The sequence below is a fragment of the Deefgea piscis genome (genome assembly GCF_013284055.1).
Lineage (GTDB): Bacteria > Pseudomonadota > Gammaproteobacteria > Burkholderiales > Chitinibacteraceae > Deefgea > Deefgea piscis.
This window is the reverse complement of sequence record NZ_CP054143.1, coordinates 2,753,435-2,778,238: the sequence shown is the minus strand read 5'-3', so window position 1 is coordinate 2,778,238 and position 24,804 is coordinate 2,753,435. Positions and strand designations below refer to the sequence as shown.

Genomic DNA, 24,804 nt, shown 5'->3' with positions numbered 1-24,804 from the left:
CAGAGACACAGAGGCACGGAGAACCGCAGTTTTTCTTTGCGTCTCTGTGCCTCTGTGGTTCATTTTTTTGTAAGTTTATAGGCCGATTTCTTTGGCGTATTGTTCTGCGGTCATCAAGCCATCGAGCACTGATGCATCGGCTGGTTTAACGCGGAAAAACCAAGCTGCGCCGTAGGGTTCGGTATTGGCCAATTCTGGCGCATCCACCAAAGCGTCGTTGACGGCGACGACTTCACCTGCAATCGGTGCGTACACATCAGACGCCGCTTTTACTGACTCGACCACGCCCGCAGTGGCATCGGCGGCTAATTCATCACCCACTTGTGGCAATTCAACAAACACAATATCGCCCAACAATTCTTGCGCGTGATCGGTAATGCCAATGGTCACCGTGCCGTCGGCTTCTAAACGCAACCATTCGTGGCTGTTAACATATTTAAGTTCGGCTGGAATATGGCTCATGATTTTTCCTTAGGGATTTGAGATTGGTATTGAGAGTAGGAAGCTGGGGGCAAGGATAGATCCGGGTTGACTCCCCATTCCCTACTCCCCACTCCCCGAATTAATTTATGCAAACACTTTTTTGCCATTGCGAACAAACGGCATTTTCACCACGCGAACGTCGGTCAGCGTGCCGCGCAGATCCACTTGCACGGTGTCGGTGTCTTGAGTCGCCGCTGGAACGCGGGCGATGGCCACAGAATGCTTGAGCGTGGGTGAAAACGTACCACTGGTAATCACGCCTTGCCCTACGCCAGCCACTTCAACAATTTGGCCTTCGCGCAATACGCCACGACCTTCGAGCACTAAACCCACTTGCTTAAACGCCACGCCTGCGGCACGCTCTGCTTCGAGTGCGACGCGGCCGATAAAATCACGCTCAGCCGGTTGCCAAGCGATAGTCCAGCCCATGCCGGCCGCCAACGGCGAAATGGTTTCGTCCATATCATGGCCGTATAGATTCATGCCCGCTTCAAGGCGCAAAGTGTCGCGCGCGCCCAAGCCGATAGGTGCAATACCCACACTGAGCAACGCTTGCCAAAAGGTGGCCGCTTCGTCGCTTGGCAACATAATCTCTAAACCATCTTCGCCGGTGTAACCGGTGCGGGCAATAAACCAGCCGTCTTCAACCGGGCCAAAAGGAAAGCCTTGAAACACATTCAGCGCTTTCACTGCGTCTTCCCAATCTTCGTGGATGACTTTACATACCTTGGCGATGGCGTTAGGGCCCTGAATCGCAATCATTGCCAATTCACGGCGCACATGGATTTGCACGTCAAAGTTGGCCGCTTGCTTGAGCATCCATGCGATGTCTTTGTCAGCAGTGCCGGCGTTGACCACCATGCGGTAGCCGTAATGCGTTAGGTAAACGATTAAATCGTCGATCACCGTGCCTTCCGGCGTTAACATCCCCGAGTACAAAGCTTTACCTTCGGTACTGAGTTTTTCGACATCATTGGCAATCAGAAACCGCAAAAACGCTTTAGCTTCACTGCCGACAATATCGAGCACACACATATGCGACACATCAAACATGCCGGCGTCGGTGCGTACAATATCGTGTTCTTTGAGTTGTGATCCGTAGTGAATCGGCATCAACCAGCCGGCGAAATCGACCATTTTGGCGTTCGCAGCAAGGTGAGATTCATACAATGGTGTGGTTTTGGTTGTCATGGGGTTCCTAGGGTATAGCCCTCTAAGTCCGACGGCCTATAGCGCGACGGGCAACACCCCTCTGTCCTGACACCTGAGATTTTCCGGCCACAGATTCAAATCTGCTGAACAAATCCGACTCAACGCCGCGCCCTGTATTCACAGGAGGCGCAGCCATTGCTTTTGGATTTTGCCGTTGAGCCCTTCGGTGGATGCTGCGGGTGTAAACACCGAGCACCGCTCTCCAGAGTTTTACTTTTGCCAGCAGTCCCTGATACCTGAGCGATTTGCGGGTGCATTTGCGCCTTCGGTGGTGATTTAAATCCAATAAATGGTAAAAATCACACTCTCCTGCTGTACGGGCGGATTATCACGGGAAGCTTGCCAATTGGCAAGCCACAAAACAGGATTTTTACCCTAATCATTGCCACAAAAAACAAAAAGCCAAGCGAATGCACATCGCTTGGCTTTACGACCTTGTCAAGTTGACAAGTCAATACCGCTTTATTTATCAACGTTTAGTGGCACAACACCAAGCCAGCTAAACCCAAGGCTTTAACGCAATAATTGGTGCCCAGTATACAAAGCCAAACCAATCAGCCCGCCCACCAGCGTGCCATTCAGGCGTACAAACTGCAAATCAACGCCAACACTGACTTCCAGCCGCTCAACCATCACTTCATCATCCCAAGCTTTGAGTTGTTCGGCGATAAATTGGCCAATTTGGCGGCGATATTTTTTGACCAGCACCCCGGCAGCCACGCGGGCATGGCGATTTAGCCAGTCGGCCAGCACCACGTCATCGGCCAAGCGTCCCCCTAAATGCTGCAAACTGAGTGCCAATTTAGCGCGCAGCACCGAATCTTGTGCCGCCAAATCATCCGCCAGCCACGCCACCAGCCGCAACCACATATTGTCGATGGCGTTCAATAAACTCGGCTGTGCCAATAAATGCTGTTGACTCAACTGCAGCGCCGCTTGCAGTGCTGCATCATGTTTTAAATTTTGCTGCAGCTCAGCCAAGGCTTGATCAAAATGCGCGCGCAGCGGATGCTCGCTCGATTCGCGCATGTTTTGCACTTCACGCCCTGCTGCATGCACCAGTTTTTTCGCCATATAGCGCCCACCGGCGGCATCGAGCGAAATCCAGCGCAAATAATCAAATTCAGCGGCGATCATCTCGGCTAAATGTTGTTGTAATTCAGGCTTTTGCAGCTCTTGATCCAAATGCGCCAGCACCGCATCGAGCATCACTTGATGTTGGCCACTTTGCCGTATCACTGCCAAAATCTCGCCCGCCGGTTTAACCAAATCAATCTGCGCCAATTGCTGTAGCAATAAGCCGCGTAAACGCAGCGCCATCGCCGGTTCAGTTAAACTTTGTAAAATAAAATCCATCAGCCGCGCGACTTGATCGGCGCCCGCTTTGGCATTCGCGTCGACTTGCAACCAGCTCGCTAAGCGGTGCGCCGGATTAAATTCGCTCACTTTGGCCATCATCCGCTCGCTCGACAAAAAGTGCGTTTCAATAAACTCACCCAAACTATCGGCAATGCGGTGCTTGTTTTTGGGAATAATCGCAGTATGCGGAATTGGTAGATTGAGCGGATGCCGAAACAGCGCCGTTACGGCAAACCAATCGGCCAAACCACCGACCAAAGCGGCCTCAGCAAAAGCCGCAACGTAAGGCAAACTCGGATGCGCGCCGCGAAAATACGTCGCCAGCAACATCACCAGCGCCATCAGCACCAGCAATAAGGTCGCATTACGCTTAAGCAGCCGTAAACGCTGCGCTTTAACATCAAAAGAGCGCGCCGCCGGCTGGCGCGAAGCCTGATTCATAGCCATAAGCCCTCGAAAAAAAACAAAGCCCATCCATTTGAAAGCCTAGCGGCACTGCGGTCAAGCCACCGCTTTCACAACCCATAAAATACCGCAATAAAAAACGGCAACCTGATTGATTTGCCAGCACTGACTCATCAAACCACGCCAAACCAATTTGATGCCACGGGCAACGTCAAGCAATACCTCAACGGTGGCCTGTGCTAGCTCAAGCAAACCAATCACAATAGAGTGACTCGACACTTTATTGTGATTTATTTACAGCGCCGCAGATACAACAATGCCCAGCATCAGCTGGGCATTCGCATGTGACAACGGCCTTATTTAATAATCTGTACTTTAACCGGTTTGCCTTTGAGCTTACCTTTGTCATTGCCCAAACGGGCAATCACTTGCTGAGCATATTGCAATTGCACCGCAACATAAGTTCTAAATTCAAACAAATCAATCTTACCAATCGCCTCGTTCGGGATTGCGCCGTCGCCAGTCAAAGCGCCGACGATATCACCGGGGCGCACTTTGTGTTTACGACCGGCATCAAAACAAATCGTGGCCATTTTAGCAGGCAAAGCATAATCGCCATTCACTTTGAGATCAGCTTCTTTGCCTTCTGGTATTGATTGCTCAAGGTATTCTTCAATAGTACGTTGGCGCTTCACTTGCGATGGTGACACCAAACTAAACGCCAAGCCTTTCTTACCGGCGCGGCCAGTACGACCAATTCGATGCACGTAGATTTCAGGATCATACGGCAATTCGTAATTCACCACCGCGGCTAAATCTTTAATATCCAAACCACGGGCGGCCATATCCGTTGCGACCAGAATTGGGCAACTACCATTGGCAAACTGCACCAAGGTTAAATCACGATCACGCTGCTCAAGCTCGCCGTGTAATTCAATCGCATCAAAGCCGTCTTTTTGCAAACTGCGCGCCAATTCCATGCAGTCTTGGCGGGTATTACAAAACACCACGCTCGACGCTGGTTGGTAATGGGCGAAAATGCGTTTAAGTAAATCAGCTTTTTCCGCGTTGTCTTTTACCAAATACAATTGCTGTTCAATAAACACTTGATCATGCAAAGACTCTACCGTCACTTCGGTCGGCGCGCGCTGAATCGAGGCGCTAAGTTTACGAATACCTTCAGGATACGTTGCAGAGAACAGCAAGGTTTGGCGCCAGCGTGGCAGAAAATCAATTACGTCTTGCACTTCACCGCCAAAACCCATATCGAGCATACGATCGGCTTCGTCCAGCACCAGCGTACTCACCTGTTTAACGATCAGGGTGTTTTTATGTAAATGATCTTGAATACGACCTGGCGTGCCAACCACCACGTGTGCGCCATGCGCCAATGAGGCTGCTTGTGGCGTCAAAGGTGTGCCGCCGCACAAAGTCAGAATTTTTAAATTGGGTAAATGGCGCCCCAAACGGCGCAAGTCTTTACTCACCTGATCGGCAAGCTCTCGCGTTGGGCACAGCACCAAAGCTTGCACTCGGTGCAGATTAATATTGAGTTTTTGCAGTAGCGGAATACCAAACGCAGCCGTTTTACCACTACCGGTTTTCGCTTTAGCAATAATATCGCCGCCTTCGAGTACGATGGGCAAACTCGCAGCTTGAATCGGCGTCATCGCTTCAAAACCGAGCGAAGCCAAATTATCGAGCATTTCTACAGGTAAATTGAGGGCAGAAAACGGCGTTTTAGTCATAGCAAATCCAATAGGTATAGAAAGCAAGCCAATAAGGCAAAGGCATTTGCAGCGCGAAAACTTAAAAATCGCATCGCAAATCGATTAAGCTAAGCGGCTTAAATCAATCCATTGCACTACAAGCATTCTAAGGGATTTACAACGAGAACTAAGATTTAGATTGGTAATGCAGGGGTGAAACTGAGATGAGGCAAAGCAAGAAGTCTGGTCGGGGCGGTGGGATTCGAACTCACGACCACCTGGTCCCAAACCAGGTGCGCTACCGGGCTGCGCTACGCCCCGAACAGGACCCGAATATTATAGACCATTTGATCGACGGTCAAGCACTATCAAACAAAAATATCGACAAACAACAGAAAAAACCAATATATCACTGTTTTTAAAGCACTTTAAAAACACAATCTTCAGCACCCAAGCTAACACCGCAAGGGTTTCTGAAGCAAACATTCGACGCCGCGCCTCAACTTAATCAACGTTCTTGTCTTTGTTATCGGTTTTTTCGCTATCAAAAGGCAGCTTGGCGTCTTCTTCAAAGCGTTTTTTTTGTTTTTTACCAAACACCCAAATCACAATGGCAACAAAAGCGACAATTAAAATCCAATGATAAATAGTCAAACCCATGATGAACTCCTACAACCGCAACCCAATGAGGTACGGCCGATTTAAGTGAATAGCAAAACAAACACCGCTCACGACCAACAACAGCACCAGCTTACTTTCAATTTAATAAATCTACAACACAGCAAGGCGAAAGCGCATTTGCGGCGTAGAATTCAAGCAACCACTCAAAGCCCTCTAAGCCCGAATGACCATCACTCAAACTTTACTCAAGTACTATCGCAATCGACGCTGGCCAAACATTCCGCTGGCGCGCGGAGTGATACCCAATACACAGCAAGGGGTCATCAATGACGCCAAAGCCGGCATCGCCCTCGCCTCAGTCAATATCCCGCAAGTTTTAGGCTACACCAGTATTGCCGGCACGCCCATTGTGACCGGGCTCTACACGGTATTACTCCCCTTACTGGGCTTTGCCCTATTTGGCGCTTCACGGCATTTAGTGGTTGCGGCCGATTCAGCCACCGCCGCCATCTTTGCTAACGGCTTATCCGGCATGGCCACACCCGCCAGTGCCGCGTATATGAATTTAGTCGCCATCGTTGCGCTACTCACCGCTGGCATTTTGCTCATCGCACGCTGGCTTAAACTCGGCTTTGTCGCCGATTTTTTATCCAGAACCATCTTAACCGGCTTTTTAGCTGGCGTTGGCTTGCAAGTGAGCATCGCGATGCTGGCGCCGCTCTTAGGAATTCGCAATCAAACTCATCAAACCCACACCACTTGGTCGCAATTAGATTACGCAATCACTCATTTACCCAGCATCAACCTACCCACACTCTGTCTAGGCATCACTGTGATCGCTGCCATCTTAATCGGCAAGCAGATCAACCCTCGCTTCCCCGTCGCGATGATTGCCGTACTCACCAGCATTTTGGCCGGAAAATACCTCGCCATCGCCAACTGGGGCATTGCCTTAATTGGCCCAGTGCCTGGTGGCTTACCGCAACTGTCTTGGCCCGACATGACTTGGCATGGCACGCTAACGCTCATCCCCTTGGCGCTCTCGTGCGCCGTGATCATCATCGCGCAAAGCGCCGCCACCGCGCGAATTTATGCTTTGCAATTTCAAGAGACCGAAGATGAAAACGCCAATATCTTAGGCCTTGCCGCCGCCAATGCCGCTGCCGCCGTCAGTGGGGCTTTTGTCGTCAATGGTAGCCCTACGCAAACGGCAATGGCGGTGCAAGCTGGCGCGCAAAGCCAAGTAGCGCAAATTGTCTTTGCCGGCATTGTCGCCATCGCCTTGATGTTTTTAACTGACTGGCTCGCTTACCTGCCCCACGCAGTATTAGCGGCCATTGTGTTTACCATCGCCATCGGCATGATTCATGGGTCAGCACTCAAAGCCATTTACCAAGAAAGCCCTGGGGAATTTAAACTAGCGATCATTACCGCAATGACTGTGGCCTTAGTCGGCGTTGAGCAAGGGCTGCTATTTGCCGCGCTCCTGTCGTTACTGCATCACGTGAGCCACAGCTACAACCCACATTGCGCGATCTTGCAAGCCAATATGGAGGGCAATTTGGTAACACAAGCCATTGAGCCGGGCGCAACAACGCAGGCGGGTTTGATTATTTATCATTTTGGTGCGGATTTATTTTATGCCAACGAGCACCGCTTTAGCGCCGACATTCATTCACTGATAAGCCAAGCCGCCACGCCAGTGCAGTGCTTGATTATTGACGCTTCCGCCATGACGCACATCGACTATTCAGCCGCCCAATCGCTACGCCAATTAGATGATCAACTGCAGCAACAAAACATCACGCTGCTGTTTGCCCGTTGCGACAGCGCCCTCATTGACGACTTAAACCGCCATCACATCACCGAAAAAATTGGCGCAGCGCATATCTTTACCACCTTGCACGCCGCGCTCAAATACTGGAGCGACGCCTGTAAGACCGATGCACGGCGCGAGAAAACGCCATAGGGTGCGAATAAGCGCAGCGCATTCCACCGCTGCGTATCGCTTGGCATCGTTTCGCCCTCCCTACCTCACCACACGCCATCAAAGACTCGCCGCCAACAATTGCTGGGTATACGGATGCTGTGGTTTAGACAGCACCAGCTCAACATCGCCGGTTTCGAGCACTTCACCATTTTTGAGCACCAACACCTGATGTGCCAACGCACGCACCACCGCCAAATCATGACTGATCAGCAGAAAACTCAATCCAAATTTAAGCTGCAAAGCGACTAATAACTGCAAAATTTGCCGTTGCACCGTCGCATCCAGCGCCGATGTCGGCTCATCAAGCACAATAATTTGCGGCTGCATAATCAACACCCGCGCAATGGCAATTCTTTGCCTTTGCCCGCCAGAAAACTCATGCGGGTAGCGCGACAAAATGCCGTCCATATCGGCCGAACTGCCTAAGCCGACTTCTTCCAATACGGCCATCACCCGCTCACGGCGCTCAGCCTCACTGCATTCGGGGCGATGCACCAACAAACCTTCACCCACCAGATCATAAATCGTTAAGCGTGGCGACAAAGCGGCAAATGGATCTTGAAAAACAATCTGAATATGCTGGCGCGCCTGTCGCAAAGCCTTACCCTGCAATGCACTCAATTGCAGCGCAGGCGATCCATCCAACGTTAACTGCACACTACCGCCACCTTGACCCACACGCAGTAAGCGCAGCAAAGACAAGGCCAACGTCGTTTTGCCACTGCCTGATTCACCAACCACCGCCAAAGTTTGCCCGCGATGCAAATCAAAATCGAGCTTGGCTAATACCGTTTTAAGTTGCGTGCGAAACCATGACCGTGATGCTGGATAAGCATGCGTCAATTGCCGCACTTGCAAGACGCAAGGAGAATGCAATGGCAAGGGTGCCGCAACGCGTATCGGGCGCGCCGCCAATAAAGCCTGGGTATACGGATGCGCTGGCGTCGCAAACAATTGCTGCGTCGGCGCGGTTTCAACAATACGCCCAGCTTGCATCACCGCCACTCGATCGGCAAACCGGCGTACCAAATTTAAATCATGCGAAATCAACAACAGCGCCATGCCTTGCTCGGCTTGCAACTGGCTCAGCAAATCTAAAATTTGCGCTTGCACCGTCACATCCAGTGCCGTTGTTGGCTCGTCAGCAATTAAAATCTCCGGCTCAGTGGCAATCGCCATGGCAATCATCACCCGCTGGCGTTGCCCACCCGACAATTGATGCGGAAATGCATCGAGCTTCTCTGCCGCGTCGACAATACCCGTACGCAGTAATAGCTCACGCGCTTTATCCCTCGCCGCCGCCGCGCTATACCCCACCAACACCTCCACAATCTGCGTGCAGACGGTTTGCAAGGGATTGAGCGCGGTCATTGGCTCTTGAAAAATCATCGCAATACGCCGACCACGAATTAAGCGCAACGCCGCCTCTGGCAATGGCAGCAAAGACTGACCGGCAAACTCAATCTCACCTTCTGCAATCACCTCACGATCGAGTCGCAATAGACTGCGCGCCAAAACGCTTTTCCCCGAGCCTGATTCACCCACCAAGGCTAATTTTTCACCGGCGTTTAAATGCAGATTCACCTCACGCACCACCGGCTGATTGGCACCGGCAAATCGCAGCGATAAATTCGACACGGTCAACAAATTAACCATAGCGCTGACACCCCAAATCAAATAAACCCATCAAAACCTCGTTAACACGAATCACATGGCTATTTTTAGCGTCAAGGGTGCCAAAAACCTTTTAACGCAGAGACGCAGAGGCGCAGAGAAAAGCAAACCCATTTGGCTGGATAAGAGCATTTCGTATTGAATTGCGCTTTGCTTGATGCCACGACGGCGGTTTGTGTTCGTGCGCGGCACTTCAGTCATCAACCCCCTCAGTATTCTACTTCAGTAGATCACTCAAGCTTAAAGATCGATCATAAAGCACTTCGTTCACTTTCAATAAGCGCATCACAACGGCACCAGACAAAGCGCACAAACTGGCAACAATTTACAAACAGCTTAAAAACACATCAAAAGCACAACAAGAAAACCCCAAAACCGCCAAATTGAGCGCCAAGCCCGCCAGCAAACGGCGTAAAATGGCCGATATGAAACCAGCCCCATACTCCGCACTCACGCCCGATCTGACCTTAGACGCCCTTGAATCGCTAGGCCTTGCTTGCTCAGGGCATTTACTCGCACTCAATAGTTATGAAAATCGCGTTTACCAAGTCGGCATTGACGATGGCGATCCAGTGATTGCCAAATTTTATCGCCCCGAGCGCTGGAGCGACGCGGCGATCTTAGAAGAGCACCAATTCACGCAAGCACTGGCCGAGCGCGAAATCCCGGTGGTTGCGCCGCTAACACTTAATGGTCAAACGCTGCATCGCTTTGGCGACTTTCGTTTTGCGGTTTTCCCTCGTCGCGGTGGGCGCGCGCCTGAACTCGATCAAGCCGAAACGCGCGAATGGATTGGACGATTTTTAGGCCGCATTCACGCGGTGGGCCAACTCAGTCCCTTTACCCATCGCGCACAACTCACACCGCAAACCTTTGGCCAAGATTCGCTCGATTATTTAATCAACAACAAAGTCATTCCACTGGATTTGGCCGCTAGCTACCAAGCGGTGGCAGAAGCGGCGCTCGCTGGCGTCGCTGAATGTTATCAACGCGCAGGCGACATCCAACTGATCCGCCTACACGGCGACTGCCACCCGAGCAATATTTTATGGACCCCGGCTGGACCGCATTTTGTTGACTTTGACGACGCCCGCACCGGCCCAGCAATTCAAGACTTATGGATGCTGCTGTCTGGCGATCGAGACGAGCAACAAAATCAACTGGCGGATATTTTGGCCGGCTACGAAGATTTTTGTGAGTTTGATCGGCGCGAGCTGTATTTAATTGAAGCGCTGCGAACATTACGCCTAATGCATTACAGCGCATGGCTGGCTCGGCGCTGGGATGATCCGGCCTTTCCAGCGGCGTTCCCATGGTTTAATACCGCCACCTATTGGCAAGACCGCATTGCCGAGCTGCGCGAGCAAATTGAAATCATGCATTTGCCGCCACTGTGGAGTAATGAGTCTACCGGCTACATCCGTATTGACGACGAAATCGACCCGCCGTATTGGGATATGTAATCACGCTGCACAACAACACCGCGTTCTGAGCGATGAATAAGGTGTTTTTGAACGCGAACACGGCAGGCCGCAGAATCTGCGACAATCAGATTGAAGTCAGGCACTTCACAATCAGCACAATCAGCACAATCAGCACAGTCAGCGGCGATCAACTAGCAAAGATCGTCGCAGGCTTGCTGAGCCACTAACCCATCCACGTGCATCGCACCGAGCAAAAGCCTTTCGTCGCTCAAGCGCATCACGTTACAATCTGCTTACTTTTTAAAATTTGCAACCATTTGGAGCCTTGCATGCCGGTTAATCTCGCCCCCATCGATCCTGCTTTATTATTCCCGGTTGCCGGGGTTGAAATTGGTATTGCCTCTGCAGGCATTAAAAAAGTCGGCCGCCAAGACACCACCTTAATCCAAATCGCTGATGGCGCCCGCGTTGCGGGGGTGTTTACCTTAAATCGTTTTTGCGCTGCGCCAGTTCGCATCTGCCAAAAAAATCTACAGCAGTATCTGGCTACAGGCCAATCCATTCGTGCGCTGGTGATCAATACTGGCAATGCCAATGCCGGAACTGGTTTAGATGGCCTCGCCCGCGCCGAGCAAATTTGCGCCGCAACCGCCAGTGAATTGGGCTGTACAGCCGAACAAGTACTGCCTTTTTCAACCGGCGTGATTTTAGAGCCCTTGCCATCAGAAAAAATCATCGCCGTTTTGCCTGCCGCCAAAGCTAATTTATCGGCCAACAACTGGGCGCCGGCCGCGAACGCGATTATGACCACCGATATCGCCCCCAAAGCAACCAGCACGCAAATCGTTTTGGACGGCAAAACCGTCACCGTAACCGGCATTGCCAAAGGCTCGGGCATGATTCACCCGAATATGGCCACCATGCTCGGTTTTGTCGCTACCGACGCCGCCATTAGCCAAACCTTATTACAAGATATGCTGCTGGCCGCGACCGATGCTTCATTTAATAGCATCACCGTTGACGGCGACACCAGCACCAACGACAGCTATATCGCCATTGCCACAGCGCTGGCCGGCAACACTGAAATCACCGACGCCAGCAGCAGCGACTACGCCACTTTGCGCGCGGCGATTGAGCAGGTTTCGCACTTTTTAGCGCAAGCGATTGTGCGCGACGGCGAAGGCGCCACCAAATTTATCACCATCAACGTGGTAGGCGGCGCCAGCTACGCTGAATGCAAAGCTGTTGGCTACGCCATTGGCCGCTCGCCACTGGTAAAAACGGCGTTTTTTGCTTCAGACCCTAATCTAGGCCGTATTTTGGCCGCGATTGGCTACGCCGGCATTAGCGATTTAGACGTTGACCAAATCGAAGTGCGGCTTGACGACGTATTAGTGGCAATCCATGGTGGACGCAATCCTGAATACCAAGAAAGCCAAGGCCAAGCCGTGATGAATCAAGCTGAAATCAGCATTAATATCCAACTTAACCGCGGCGAGCACCGCGCCACGGTATGGACTTGCGATTTCTCTTACGATTACGTCAAAATCAACGCTGACTACCGCAGCTAAGACCTCCGCCAGACCCAGCCAAGTCGCCGACATGGCGGCTTGGCTGGCATTTTTCTTTTTTTCCGAGTCCGTCAATGCCGCCAGACCAGCAAAACCCCATTAACCCGAAAAAAACCACCGTCGTTGCCGCAGGGGTATTAATTAACGCGCAAGGGCAGTTTTTAATGGGAAGCCGCCCCGCTGGTAAGCCTTACGCGCATTACTGGGAATTTCCAGGCGGCAAACTTGAAGCCGGCGAAACCGCGCACGACGCTTTATGCCGCGAGCTGCAAGAAGAAATGGGCATAGACGTAACAGCAGCCACACCGTGGCTCACACAGCGCTTTAATTATCCGCACGCCAATGTGGAGTTACGATTTTTTAAAGTGCGCGGCTGGAACGGCGCTTTGCACGGCCACGAAGGACAAGAGCTCGCCTGGCAACGTGTAGGCCAATTGAATGTTTCACCCATCTTGCCAGCCAACGGCCCAATCTTGCGTGGTTTGGCCTTACCTGAAGTGATTGAAATCTCCAATATGGCCGAATTAGGCCGTGAAGCATTTATGGCGCAACTCAGTGCCAAATGGGCTGCGGGTCCAACTTGCTTACTGTTACGAGAGCCGCAGCTATCGGCCAGTGATTACCAAGAGCTCGCCCACGCAGTGCAAAGCATTGCTCGCCCCCACGGCGGCAAGCTGATTTTGCATCGTGATTTGGCTTTGGCCCAAGCGATCAATGCCGACGGCATTCACTTTACCGCCAGCCAACTAAACCAACTGAACGCTAGACCCAGAGGCATCGATTGGGTGAGCGCATCCACGCATCAGCAGAGTGATCTTGAAGCTGCAGCGCGCATTGGCGTTGACTTTGCCTTTTTAGGCCATATTGCGCCAACGCAAAGCCACCCGGGGCAAACGCCTTTAGGCTGGGAAAAATTCAGTCAATTATTGCAATTGGGTTGGTGCTTTCCCGTATTTGCGATTGGCGGGCAAACGTTATCCACCCTCAACACCGCCCAAGCACACGGCGGACATGGCGTAGCCCTCTTGCGCGCCGCATGGAGTCAAACAGCATGAAAAACATTTTCAACAATAAGCCATGGGCCAGAAAAAGCGTTTTGATCCTTGCGCTACTACTGGGCGCCAGTTTATTTGCTTATAAAATGGGTTTATTTAAAGGCTGGCAACAAGCAAAAGTCGATCAAGTTATCCATATTTCTTGCCCAGACTTGCAGCAAGGCTGTCAGTTTAAAATCAACGAACAAAGCTACCAAATCAAAAGCGCCGCACCAGTGAGTACCGACCAGCCAGTGACCCTCACACTAACTGGCCCTGCCAAATCGGTGTATTTAAATTGGCAAATGGTAGATATGGACATGGGCAGCAATCGCTACAAAATGCAAGACATCGGCCAAGATCAATGGCAAGCCGAAACGGCGCTGCCAATTTGCAGTCAAAAACGCCAAGACTGGCTACTGTCTTTGCAGCTAGAGCAAGTTGAAGTTCGCATTCAAACCACATCCCACGGCAAATCTTAATCTGGGCATTTTCATTTTGGCACGCCGCATTACTGCGGCCGCGCCACTTAAACTGTGGTGTTTTCGACTGCAATGCTTAAACACAAAAACAATATGCCCAACTGCGCAATTTTAAATTAAAGGCTGTTATGCGATTCTGGCTCCTACTTACTTTGCTTACTACATCCAGCATGGGCTTTGCCAACAAGGTCTACCAATGGCGCGACAATGAGGGCAATGTGTTTTATTCCGACCGCGCACCTACCCACACTACGGCCAAAGAAAGAACCATACGCAGCAGTAGCGCACCAGCGCCCACCACCGACAAACCCGCAGCGATCACACTATGGATTACGCCGCAATGCGGGGCAAACTGCGAAGCGGCACAGACAATGCTGGAACAAAGTAAATTGCGTTATGCGCTAAAAACAGCCGATCCAAGCCAAGAAGACAGCATGCTGGCTTTTTTTAACGCCGCCAAGACCTTACAAGCGCGCCCACCCATTCTGATTATTGAAAAAACAATTTTGAAAGAATTCAACCCAGCCCAATGGCAATCGGCGATCAGCCAAGCGCAAACAACGCTCAAAGCAGGGCAATAAACTCAACAAATCACATAAATCGCCACTCGACCAGCCAACTATTACCCTTGTTCGAGGGGCTTGAAAAAGCAAAACTCCCGTGGTGACAAATTAACTAGAGCATTTTTATGTCTTCACGCGCCAATTGGGGCTCAAAACTCGGCTTTATTTTAGCCACCTCAGGCTCCGCTGTCGGACTTGGGGCCATCTGGAAATTTCCTTACGTTGCCGGCAAAAACGGTGGCGGTGTGTTTTTACTGGTGTATCTCGCCTGCGTACTCACGATTGGTATTTCGATGGTGCTCGCCGAAATGAGCATCGGCCATATGGCCAAAAAATCAGCCACCACGGCCTATCGCAACCTCAAAGGCGGCCTATGGCCTTGGGCGGGTCGACTCTCGGTACTGTGTATTTTTGTTTTATTGTCGTTTTATTGCGTCGTTGGCGGCTGGAGTTTTGCTTACCTGTGGCTATCGCTCACTGGCGAAGTCATGACACAAGACACCAAGGCACTCAGCGATTTATTTAATGGCTTTATTGCCAGCCCAACGCAAAGCATTTTTTATACCGGCCTATTTTTAGTCGCCACCGTTGGCATCGTCATGGGCGGCGTACAAAAAGGGATTGAGCGCACCAGCAAAATCTTGATGCCGGCATTGTTTATCTTAATGCTGGGCATTATTGCTCGCGTATTGACTTTACCCAATGCCATGGACGGCGTGATGTACTTTATCACCCCAGACTTTTCTAAAATCAACGCCGAAATGATGATTGAAGCGGTGGGCTTGGCGATGTTTTCGCTCTCGGTAGGCTGCGGTATTTTGATTGCCTACGGCTCATACGTTGATGAAAAAACCAAACTCCCCGGCGCAACACTCTGGATCTCACTCTTGGCGACCCTCGCTTGTGTGATGGCCGGTTTAATGGTGCTGCCTGCGGTATTTGCTTTTGGCATTGACCCATCAGCGGGTCCAGGCTTGACGTTTATCACCATGCCAGCAATTTTCTCGCAAATGCCTTTCGGTCAATTTTTTGCCGTGATGTTCTTTTTGTTGCTGATTTTTGCTGCCATTACCTCATCCGTGTCTTTGCTCGAGCCGATCGTAGCGTTTTTGATTGATGAATTTAATATTCAGCGCCAAAAAGCCACTTTAATGACCTGCATTGCGGTCTTTACCTTAAGTATTCCAGCGGCACTGTCGTTTGGCGTATTGGCTGATTTTCATATTTTTGGCAAAAACCCATTTGATTTAATGGACTACGCCGCCTCCAATGTGATGATGCCTGCCGGTGGTTTATTGGCCGCATTGTTTGCCGGCTGGGCCATTTGGCCACGCGTACAAGCCTCGCTCATTGCACAAGATGCCGCGCGCATTTTGCCAGCGTTTCGTGCCATTTGCGCTGTGGTAGCACCGATTGTGATTTGCGTAATTTGGGCGCACAACTTGTAATTGTTCACGAAACACAGCAGCCAAGCCCAACAGACAGCAGCGAGTGCGGTAATATCCAGCACTCGCTGCTTTTTTATGGCCGCTTTATTGTGAAGTCTGCAAACCCTGTGAATCCTAACGCTGTGAATCCAAATCAATACACCATCGAGCCGATTGGCTTGATTCGCACGCCTTTTGTCGACAAATTTGGCATTCCGCGCCAGCCAAGCTTGGCGCCGCATGCGATTGGCACACTCAAACTGGTAGCGCCATTTAATCACGCCGATTGCGTGCGTGGACTTGATGGATTTTCTCATCTTTGGCTGAGTTTTATTTTTCATGAAACACTCGGCCGCTGGTCACCCACGGTGCGCCCACCGCGCTTGGGCGGCAATGAAAAAGTTGGCGTTTTTGCCAGCCGCAGCCCGTTTCGCCCCAATTCACTGGGCTTGTCTTTGGTGCGTTTATTGGATATCGACACCAAAAATGGCGTGACCTTGCGCTTTTCTGGCGTGGATTTAGTCGACCAAACGCCGATTGTCGACATCAAACCTTATATTCCATTTATTGAATGCCAAAATGACGCTCAAGGCGGCTTTGTCAGCGGCGCACCAACAACGCTAAACGTTGAATTTAGCCCCAGCGCGCAAAGCCAATTAGCACATTTACCCGCAAGCGACTCAAGCACACTACGCGCTTTAATTTGTGAAGTATTAGCCCAAGACCCACGCCCTGCTTACGCTAGCGACCCATACCGCAGCTACGGCATAAAACTTTATCATTATGAAATCCAATGGCGCTGCGATGGTCAAACCGCCTTGGTCCTCTCATTGGAGCCACGATGAACCTATTTCAAAATGCACAAAATGTCTTTAAGCACCTTCGCCCACGACTTGGCACACTCATCATTGTCATGATGAGTAGCCTCATGGCCGCGTGCAGTACGCCACCCGTCGCGCCACCGCCAACGCCCGCACCCAAAGTTAAAATCGGCCTTGCCCTCGGCGGCGGCGCAGCCAAAGGCTTTGCGCATATTGGCGTCATTAAAATGCTCGAAGCCAACGGCATTCAAGTGGAGGTGGTCGCCGGCACCAGCGCCGGCAGCGTTGTCGGCGCACTGTACGCCAGCGGCATGGATGCCTTTACCTTGCAAGAACGCGCATTTAGCCTAGATGAAAGCCAAATTCGCGACGTTAATTTACTCGGCGGCGGCTTAATCAAGGGGCAAAAACTGCAAGATTACGTCAACCAATTGGTTGGTAATAAAGCGATCAATCAGTTTGCCAAACCGTTTGCGGCAGTGGCCACCGAGCTCGACACTGGCAAAAAAATCGCCTTTAGCCGCGGCAATGCAGGACAAGCGGTGCGCGCATCAAGCAGCATTCCAGGGATTTTTATGCCGGTAAGCATAGCCAATAAAAAATACGTTGATGGCGGCGTAGTCAGCCCGGTGCCGGTCGACGCCGCACGCGACTTGGGCGCCAATTTTGTCATTGCGGTAGATATTTCCAGCAAAGCCAACAATCAAACCGCCAGCACCAGCACACTAGGGGTGATGAACCAAGCGATTGTGATCATGGGGCAAAAATTGGGTGAGCAAGAACTCGCTCGCGCTGACATTGTGATTCGCCCTAAAGTCGGCAAAATTGGCGCCAGCGATTTTGATATGAAAAATGTCGCCATTTTAGAAGGCGAAAAAGCCGCACTGGCGATGCTGCCTTTGATCAAACAAAAACTCGCCGAGCGCAGCAAAAACTAAGGCGATGTTCAGATTACGTGTTGATGATTTTAAGTGCCTGCGGCACATTGTTTTACAGTCGCAGTCAGTGGCGGCCTCCATTTTCTTTGACTCGCCAAAGAAAATGGGGGAAAAGAAAGGCGATTTTGATCTCGCCCAGCTCCGCTGTGCCCTCGATTGTCGTGAGCCAAACGATAAAACCGTTTGTCTCTGACTCACTCGGTGCGCTTAAACGGGATTTTAAGCCCCTGCTCGACGAGCGCGGCACAGCATCAACACCAAATCTGAACATTACCAAAACTAAAGGGGTATTAGCCAGCAATGCATACGCAGCAAAACTTAGAAACCAATACCCATAGAAAATGCCACCTTTGGGTCGATGCCGATGCCTGCCCGGTTGCCATTAAAGACATCATGTTTCGCGTCGCCGAGCGTTTAGCACTACCACTCACCTTGGTCGCCAATCAACTGGTGCGCGTGCCGCCGTCAGCGCATATTCGTGCCATTCAAGTGGCGCATGGTTTTGACGAAGCGGATCATTGGATTGTTGCCCAAGCCCAAGCGGGCGACTTGGTCATTACCGCCGACATTCCGCTGGCGGCGCGCATTATTGACAAACAGGCGCACGCGCTCAATCCACGCGGCGAGTTTTATTCGCCAGAAAACATCCGCGAACGACTCAATATGCGCGACTTTATGGAAGAACTACGCGGCGCCGGCCTGCAATCGGGCGGCCCAGCCGCATTTAGCCAAAGCGACAAACAAGCTTTTGCCAAAGCGCTGGATCGCTTCTTAGCGCAACGCGCCCGCTAAATTCTGCACCCCGAAAAAATTTTTGACGCAGAGACGCAGAGGCACGGAGAAAAGCCAAATCAGAATAATCAGAATTGAAACCATTCAAACGGCTAACAAACGCAACGATTTGAACTGCAACGTACTGATGTTTTCCTCTGCGTCTCTGCGCCTTTGCGTCGGCTTTTCGATAATTCAAACCGGCCAAGACCCCAACCAAACGCAACGGTTTAAACGATCAACGTATTGATGTTTTCCTCTGCGTCTTTGCGCCTCTGCGCTGGCTTTTTAAAAATCAACGTCGCAGCAACCCGCCAATGTCAACCGCCTCTAGCTCAAATGGCGCAAATACGGTACAGTGAAGCCAATAGAACGATTGTTCAAGCCACCCAATGAGCTCACTGACACCCGCCCAACAGCAGCGCCTCCATAAACTGGGGATACAGCGCGAATTTGATTTGATCTTGCATTTGCCGCTGCGCTACGAAGACGAAACCCATCTGTACCCGATTGCCGATGCGCCAATGGGTAGCCCAGTCTTGGTGGAAGGTGAAGTCTTGTCGTGCGAAGTCAATTACAAGCCGCGCAAACAACTCAATGCCCGCGTCAAAGACGCCAGCGGTTCATTGGTGGTGCGACTGATGAATTTTTACCCTAGCCAAGTGCAGCAATTGGCCGTTGGCAAGCGTGTGCGACTGTATGGCGATTTACGCCACGGCTACTTTGGTACCGAGATGGTCCACCCCAAAGTTCGCGTTGGTGGCGAAGTCAGCCTGCAAGAGGCCTTAAGCCCGATCTACCCCACCACGGCGGGTTTATCGCAAGCGCAACTGGCCACATGGATAGGCAAAGCCTTGGCCAATACGCCCATGCCCGACACACTGAGCGACGCCATTTTAGCGCCACTGCAATTGCCCGACTTTGCCAGCAGCGTGCGCTTATTACATGCACCCACCCCCGACACCCCCAAAATACTACTCACAGCCCGCACGCATCCGGCCTGGCAAAGGCTTAAGTTTGATGAATTACTCGCCCAGCAATTGTCGCTGCGCTTAGCGCGCGCCGTGCGCCGCGAAAAAACCGCCCCAAAAATCAATCCCGACGGTCGACTTGGCGCGCAACTTATTGCCAATCTGCCGTTTGATCTGACCGCCGCGCAAAAACGCGTCTTACTCGAGATCACCCAAGATTTAGCCCAAGCGCATCCTATGCAGCGCTTGCTGCAAGGCGATGTGGGCGCGGGTAAAACCATTGTCGCCGCCGTGGCCGCCTGCCATGCGATTGAAGCCGGTTTTCAAGTGGCGATGCTGGCCCCCACCGAGATTTTGGCCGAACAGCATTTTCAAAAACTCTCGGCTTGGTTAACGCCACTGGGCGTTAACGTGGTGTGGCTCACCGGCAGCCTAAAAGCCAAAGCCAAGCGCGAAGCGATTGCCGCCGCGAGCGATGGCAGCGCCCAATTACTGGTTGGCACGCACGCGATTTTTCAGGCCAGTGTGGCGTTTCAAAACCTGGGCTTGGCCATCGTCGACGAGCAACATCGCTTTGGTGTGCAGCAACGATTGGCGCTACGCGAAAAAGGCCAAAGCCCGCATCAACTGATGATGAGTGCCACGCCGATTCCGCGCACTTTGGCGATGAGTTTTTACGCTGATCTAGACGTCAGCGTGATTGATGAATTACCACCGGGGCGCACACCAATTATCACCAAGCTGATTTCTGACGCACGCCGCGATGAGGTGATCGAGCGCATTGCCGCCAAAGTGCTCGAAGGTCGGCAAGTGTATTGGGTTTGCCCATTAATCGAAGAATCAGAAACATTGCAATTACAAACCGCGGTCGACACCCACGCCCAACTCAGCGAAGAGCTCGAAGGAATTGCCGTTGGCTTATTACACGGCAAAATGAAACCCGAAGAAAAAGCCGCGACCATGGCCGCTTTTTCTCGCAATGAAATTCAAGTTTTAATCGCCACCACGGTAATCGAGGTCGGCGTTGATGTACCGAACGCCAGCTTAATGGTGATAGAGCACGCCGAGCGCATGGGTTTATCGCAATTACATCAATTACGCGGCCGCGTTGGCCGTGGCGCGCACGCCAGTTTGTGCATCTTGCTCTATACCACGCCACTCAGTGAGACTGCCAAAGCGCGATTAAAAGTGATTTTTGAGCACACCGATGGTTTTGAAATTGCCCGCCAAGATTTGCACATCCGTGGGCCGGGCGATATGGCCGGCATTAAGCAATCTGGCGTGCCGATGCTGCGTTTTGCCGACTTAGAAACCGATGCTGATTTACTTGAATTAGCCAGAGACAGCGCCGAAACCATATTGCAGCACCACGTCAATTTGGCTCAGCCACATCTTGATCGTTGGTTGCCCGGGCGCGAAGCGTTACTCAAAGTGTAAACAAAGCAACAGTGAACAACTAGGGCTTGCCGCAATCGACACGTAAGAATTCCAAAGGGATATACTAGTCGCATACATATTTTGGCTTAAGGCATTCGCTTGAATCACTTCAAATTTCGCACGACTTTTTGCATTGTGATCGGCGTATTGAGCTTGGTCTCAATTTTAGTTTTAAGTTATGAATTTAAAGCGCAAAAGTTACTCAACGAATTTAACTCCCCAGCGCAGCAAAAGCTGATTAAAGAAGCGCGCTCGGGCAATCGCCTATTTAGTTTTGTCGTACGCGCCGTCGACGATGCCATCAAGAGCCCTACGCCGGAAAACCTTATCGCAGTCAAAGCTGCGTTTGCTGAGTTTGCCACGCTAATCCGCCATTACGACAGTGGCCAATTTAGCGAATACTCTAACAATCCCAAATTTAATGCAAACATTGCGCCACTGGTGCAATGGGCGCAAAAAACCGAGCAATCGCTACCTAATCTTAGTGCGGCGCAATTACCCGCCTTGGCCAGCAGCATGGAGCGAGTCGCCCCCCACTTACGGATTGTCGTCTCTTCGATTGATGCACAATACAATGCCGGCTTAGAAGCCAAAAAAGACATATTTACTAGTTTTAGTCGCTACCGCTTCAGCCTGATTGTCTTGCTGCTGACGCTGATGAGTGGCTTTGCTTATTTTGCGCTGCGCACTTTATGGCGCAACCAACAAACACTAGTCCAACTCAAAGCCGCAGAACAAAGTGCGCAAGCGGCCAATCAAGCCAAAAGCCTTTTTTTGGCCTCAATTAGCCACGAAATGCGCACCCCGCTCACCACCATTTTGGGCTACGCCGAATTAGCCCAAGCCAACGCCAATAGCAGCAACCCAGCCTATTTACAGCACATTATTCAAGCCAGCCGCCACTTACAAACCCTGCTGGGCAATGTGCTCGACATGAGTAAAATTGAAGCGGGACACTTTGCTCTCAACCCCAGTCAGTTAGATATGCCGGCGCTAATGAACGATTTACAGGCTACTTTCCAACCCATGGCGCGCAACAAAAACTTAACCCTATCGATTAGCGCCGACCCCATCCCCGACAATGTCTGGCTAGATACCGGAAAATGGCGGCAAATCCTGATTAACTTATTATGCAATGCGATTAAGTTTTCTGACCAAGGTTGCATTACCTGCCACATCAGCGCCAAAGCCCTCACCGAACAACGCATCACTTTGCAAGCCATCGTTACAGACCAAGGCATGGGCATTGATGCCGAAGAAATGAGCAGTGTTTTTAGGCCTTTTGAGCAAACCGCCAGCGGGCGCATTAAAGGGGGCACAGGCCTTGGTTTAGCGCTCAGTAAAGAATATGCGCTCAATATGGCTGGCGATTTAAGCTTTACCAGCCAGCCACAACAAGGCAGCACATTCACCTGTACTGTACAGGCCGATATTCAAGCCTATTGCGCGCAAAACCCCGCACCGCAATGCTCGCTGCAAGGCTTATGTATTTTGTTGGTTGAAGACCAAGAAGTAAATCGCGACCTCATGCGACAAATTTTATGCCTAGCCAACGCCAACGTCATCGAGGCGCGACATGGGCAAGAGGCACTCAGCCTGTTAGACCAAAACCCTCATATCAATATGCTGGTGATTGACCGCAATATGCCCGAGCTAGACGGCATTGCCACACTCGAGATTATGCGTCAGCGCGGCAACTTTTTACCGGCGCTAATGGTCAGCGCAGGGCTGCGCCCGAGCGACACTGAAATTCAACGCATTGGCCTTAATGGCTGGCTTGGCAAACCGTTTGCCGCCAAAGATCTAATCCACGCCATTGCCAGCCTGACGCAGCACAGCAGCACCCAACATTCAAACACCGCTTTTATTGATGCTCACAGCACTGGCGAGCCAGACAATAGCGAGCTCGCTTACTTCAATCCACAAGCCCAAACCCGACTAGGGTTTAGTCCGGAACGTTTTTTTACCATTAGCGAAAAAGGGCTCAAGCGCATTCATGAAATTATTCAGCAACTGGCTAATCAGCCAGACCCACAAGAGAGCTGCCGATTAGCGCATAGCGGCAAAGGCATTGCCTTGCAAATTGGCGCCGACCGGATCGCCCAATGCCTAGCCCATATCGAACAACACCCTAGCCAATACCAAACCGCACAATTGGCTGAACTGGATGTTGAAATCAAACTCACCCAGCACGCCATCAGCGAGCACCATCAACGCCAAACGCAATCAGCTTAGCCCCCCGCACTAACGAACTCGATGCAGCACACGCCAGCCCAACAACACTGCCAACACGGCAGCATAAATCAACGGCGTAGTGAGGTCGGCCTTCACCAGCCAGAGATAATGCACTACACCCAAAATCGCGATGGCATACACCAAGCGATGCAAACGTGCCCAGTTGCGTTTTAAGCGCCGCATCCAACCCTTAGTTGACGTTACCGCCAGCGGAATTAACAACACAAAAGCCGCAAAGCCCACAGTAACAAAAGGCCGTTTTAAAATATCTTGGCCAATTGCCGACCAATCAAAAAACTGATCCAGCCAAACATACGTCATGAAATGCAACAACGCATAAAAAAAGGTAAACAAGCCCAACATGCGGCGGTAGTCAATTAAACGTGAATACCCCGTCAACTGCCGTAACGGCGTAATGCTTAAGGTCAGCAGTAGCGCCACCAGCGCCCATGTACCCGTCGAGCGAGTAAAAAACTCCACCGGATTAACCGCCTCCAAACTCAGCACCAGCGAGCGCGCCAAAGGAATCAGGCAGACTACAAACAACAGTACTTTGCTTGGACGTGGCAAAAAACCGCTGAGCCTATCTCGCCACATTATAGGTATCGGCCTTAAGTCTTCATTGATAATGCGTTGCATGAATATACCCTGCAGTAAAAGGTTTGGTTCAAGTTTGGTTCAAACTAAAGTGCCGTGCGGATTGTGAACAGCGTAGTTTAAAAAAACTTACGCAAATCCATCCCTTGATACATCGACGCCACTTGCGGGCCATAGCCATTAAATGGCAGCGTATCGCGCTTTAAAAACTCACCAATACGCCGCTCTTTCGCTTGGCTCCAACGTGGATGCGCCACGTCGGGATTCACATTGGAATAAAAACCATATTCATTGGGCGCACTTAGATTCCAACTGGTTGCCGGCTGCCGCTCTTGCAAGCGAATACTCACCACCGACTTGATGCTTTTAAAACCATATTTCCATGGCACCACCAAGCGAACTGGCGCGCCATTTTGATTAGGTAGCACTTCACCATATAAACCCACCGCCAAAATGGTCAATGGATGCATCGCCTCATCAATGCGTAAGCCTTCACGGTAAGGCCATTCAAGTACACGGCTACGCTGACCGGGCATTTGCTTGGGGTCATTTAGCGTTTCAAACGCCACAAACTTAGCTTTTGACGTGGGGCTCACTTGTTTTAAGACACTGGCCAACGGAATACCCACCCAAGGTATCACCATGGACCACCCCTCTACACAGCGTAAGCGGTAGATACGTTCTTCCAACGCTGCCACCTTTAACAAGTCATCGATACTGTAAGTCCGCGACTGCCCCAGCTCGCCACTCACCACAATCTGCCACGGCTTAGTTTTTAGCTGCCCGGCATATAAAGCCGGATCAGCTTTGTCGGTACCGAACTCATAATAATTATTGTAAGTTGTGATTTGCTTCAAACTATTGGGCGACTCTTTAATCGACAACGCACTTGGCTTGGCATTTAATCCGGCCACGGCCTCTGCCGTGAGCAATAAAGAACTCGCCCCCGCCAACATAAACTGGCGACGATTTAGAAATACCGATTGCGGCGTTATCTCTGACGGAAAAATATCGCTAGGTTGACGAATAAGCATGACAAGTTCTCCAAAAAAACCAGTTCTGAGACAAAAATAAACGGCG

General features: G+C 51.2%; 21 protein-coding genes, 1 tRNA gene and 1 riboswitch. Of the genes, 12 read left to right on the top strand and 10 right to left on the bottom strand.

Features of this window, described 5'->3' with window-relative positions; translation table 11 throughout:
* Positions 1–75 precede the first annotated feature (75 nt).
* From gcvH to HQN60_RS12980, 7 genes are all read right to left on the bottom strand, one after another.
* Complete coding sequence (gene gcvH, locus HQN60_RS13010) at positions 76–462, bottom strand: glycine cleavage system protein GcvH (RefSeq protein WP_373281529.1); 387 nt, start codon at positions 460–462, stop codon at positions 76–78.
* A 105-nt stretch (positions 463–567) separates the two neighbouring features.
* Positions 568–1,674, bottom strand: a complete 1,107-nt coding sequence (gene gcvT, locus HQN60_RS13005; protein WP_173534055.1) for a glycine cleavage system aminomethyltransferase GcvT — start codon at positions 1,672–1,674, stop codon at positions 568–570.
* A gap of 234 nt (positions 1,675–1,908) precedes the next feature.
* Positions 1,909–2,017: riboswitch (glycine riboswitch) on the bottom strand.
* A gap of 191 nt (positions 2,018–2,208) precedes the next feature.
* Positions 2,209–3,501, bottom strand: coding sequence for a DUF445 domain-containing protein (locus tag HQN60_RS13000; protein ID WP_173534054.1), 1,293 nt, complete (start codon positions 3,499–3,501; stop codon positions 2,209–2,211).
* Positions 3,502–3,555: 54 nt separating this feature from the next.
* On the bottom strand, positions 3,556–3,738 hold the full coding sequence (locus HQN60_RS12995) for a hypothetical protein (protein WP_173534053.1): 183 nt from the start codon (positions 3,736–3,738) through the stop codon (positions 3,556–3,558).
* A 77-nt stretch (positions 3,739–3,815) separates the two neighbouring features.
* Complete coding sequence (gene dbpA, locus HQN60_RS12990; protein ID WP_173534052.1) at positions 3,816–5,207, bottom strand: ATP-dependent RNA helicase DbpA; 1,392 nt, start codon at positions 5,205–5,207, stop codon at positions 3,816–3,818.
* A 205-nt stretch (positions 5,208–5,412) separates the two neighbouring features.
* Positions 5,413–5,489: transfer RNA gene (locus HQN60_RS12985), tRNA-Pro, on the bottom strand.
* 183 nt (positions 5,490–5,672) lie between these two features.
* On the bottom strand, positions 5,673–5,828 hold the full coding sequence (locus tag HQN60_RS12980) for a cbb3-type cytochrome oxidase subunit 3 (RefSeq protein ID WP_173534051.1): 156 nt from the start codon (positions 5,826–5,828) through the stop codon (positions 5,673–5,675).
* A gap of 184 nt (positions 5,829–6,012) precedes the next feature.
* Between HQN60_RS12980 and HQN60_RS12975 the strand changes: the two genes are divergently transcribed.
* The gene (locus HQN60_RS12975; RefSeq protein ID WP_173534050.1) at positions 6,013–7,758 is read left to right on the top strand and encodes a SulP family inorganic anion transporter; all 1,746 of its coding nucleotides are present in this window, start codon (positions 6,013–6,015) and stop codon (positions 7,756–7,758) included.
* Between the two features lie 78 nt (positions 7,759–7,836).
* Here the strand turns inward: HQN60_RS12975 and HQN60_RS12970 are convergent, their stop codons facing one another.
* Positions 7,837–9,435: an ABC transporter ATP-binding protein gene (locus tag HQN60_RS12970; RefSeq protein ID WP_173534049.1), complete on the bottom strand. Its 1,599-nt coding sequence runs from the start codon at positions 9,433–9,435 to the stop codon at positions 7,837–7,839.
* Positions 9,436–9,869: 434 nt separating this feature from the next.
* Between HQN60_RS12970 and HQN60_RS12965 the strand changes: the two genes are divergently transcribed.
* The 11 genes from HQN60_RS12965 to HQN60_RS12915 all read left to right on the top strand — a co-directional run bounded on the left by HQN60_RS12965 (position 9,870) and on the right by HQN60_RS12915 (position 23,127).
* A complete protein-coding gene (locus HQN60_RS12965; RefSeq protein WP_173534048.1) occupies positions 9,870–10,916 on the top strand; it encodes a serine/threonine protein kinase in 1,047 nt (348 codons plus the stop codon).
* A 290-nt stretch (positions 10,917–11,206) separates the two neighbouring features.
* Positions 11,207–12,448, top strand: coding sequence for a bifunctional glutamate N-acetyltransferase/amino-acid acetyltransferase ArgJ (gene argJ, locus HQN60_RS12960; protein WP_173534047.1), 1,242 nt, complete (start codon positions 11,207–11,209; stop codon positions 12,446–12,448).
* Positions 12,449–12,522: 74 nt separating this feature from the next.
* A complete protein-coding gene (locus HQN60_RS12955) occupies positions 12,523–13,503 on the top strand; it encodes a Nudix family hydrolase (RefSeq protein WP_173534046.1) in 981 nt (326 codons plus the stop codon).
* A complete protein-coding gene (locus HQN60_RS12950; RefSeq protein ID WP_173534045.1) occupies positions 13,500–13,964 on the top strand; it encodes a hypothetical protein in 465 nt (154 codons plus the stop codon). Before HQN60_RS12955 ends, HQN60_RS12950 begins: the two co-directional genes overlap by 4 nt.
* Before the next feature lie 128 nt (positions 13,965–14,092).
* Positions 14,093–14,545 (top strand): DUF4124 domain-containing protein, encoded by a 453-nt coding sequence (locus tag HQN60_RS12945; protein ID WP_173534044.1) that lies wholly within the window; start codon positions 14,093–14,095, stop codon positions 14,543–14,545.
* A gap of 107 nt (positions 14,546–14,652) precedes the next feature.
* Entirely contained in the window at positions 14,653–15,975 is a 1,323-nt protein-coding gene (locus HQN60_RS12940; protein WP_173534043.1) for a sodium-dependent transporter, read from the top strand.
* 107 nt (positions 15,976–16,082) lie between these two features.
* Positions 16,083–16,799, top strand: a complete 717-nt coding sequence (gene tsaA, locus HQN60_RS12935) for a tRNA (N6-threonylcarbamoyladenosine(37)-N6)-methyltransferase TrmO (RefSeq protein WP_254456629.1) — start codon at positions 16,083–16,085, stop codon at positions 16,797–16,799.
* Positions 16,796–17,713, top strand: a complete 918-nt coding sequence (locus HQN60_RS12930) for a patatin-like phospholipase family protein (protein WP_173534042.1) — start codon at positions 16,796–16,798, stop codon at positions 17,711–17,713. The genes tsaA and HQN60_RS12930 overlap by 4 nt, the downstream gene beginning before the upstream one ends.
* 300 nt (positions 17,714–18,013) lie before the next feature.
* Positions 18,014–18,505: a YaiI/YqxD family protein gene (locus tag HQN60_RS12925; RefSeq protein ID WP_173534041.1), complete on the top strand. Its 492-nt coding sequence runs from the start codon at positions 18,014–18,016 to the stop codon at positions 18,503–18,505.
* A gap of 371 nt (positions 18,506–18,876) precedes the next feature.
* Positions 18,877–20,892, top strand: coding sequence for an ATP-dependent DNA helicase RecG (gene recG, locus HQN60_RS12920; protein ID WP_173534040.1), 2,016 nt, complete (start codon positions 18,877–18,879; stop codon positions 20,890–20,892).
* A 99-nt stretch (positions 20,893–20,991) separates the two neighbouring features.
* On the top strand, positions 20,992–23,127 hold the full coding sequence (locus HQN60_RS12915; RefSeq protein WP_173534039.1) for a hybrid sensor histidine kinase/response regulator: 2,136 nt from the start codon (positions 20,992–20,994) through the stop codon (positions 23,125–23,127).
* A gap of 9 nt (positions 23,128–23,136) precedes the next feature.
* Here HQN60_RS12915 and msrQ read toward each other — a convergent pair whose 3' ends face one another.
* Both msrQ and msrP read right to left on the bottom strand, forming a co-directional pair.
* Positions 23,137–23,766 carry a protein-methionine-sulfoxide reductase heme-binding subunit MsrQ gene (msrQ, locus tag HQN60_RS12910; protein WP_217390140.1) on the bottom strand — a complete coding sequence of 210 codons (630 nt, stop codon included), beginning with the start codon at positions 23,764–23,766 and terminating at the stop codon, positions 23,137–23,139.
* A gap of 77 nt (positions 23,767–23,843) precedes the next feature.
* Complete coding sequence (msrP, locus tag HQN60_RS12905) at positions 23,844–24,758, bottom strand: protein-methionine-sulfoxide reductase catalytic subunit MsrP (protein WP_173534038.1); 915 nt, start codon at positions 24,756–24,758, stop codon at positions 23,844–23,846.
* Positions 24,759–24,804: the final 46 nt, after the last annotated feature.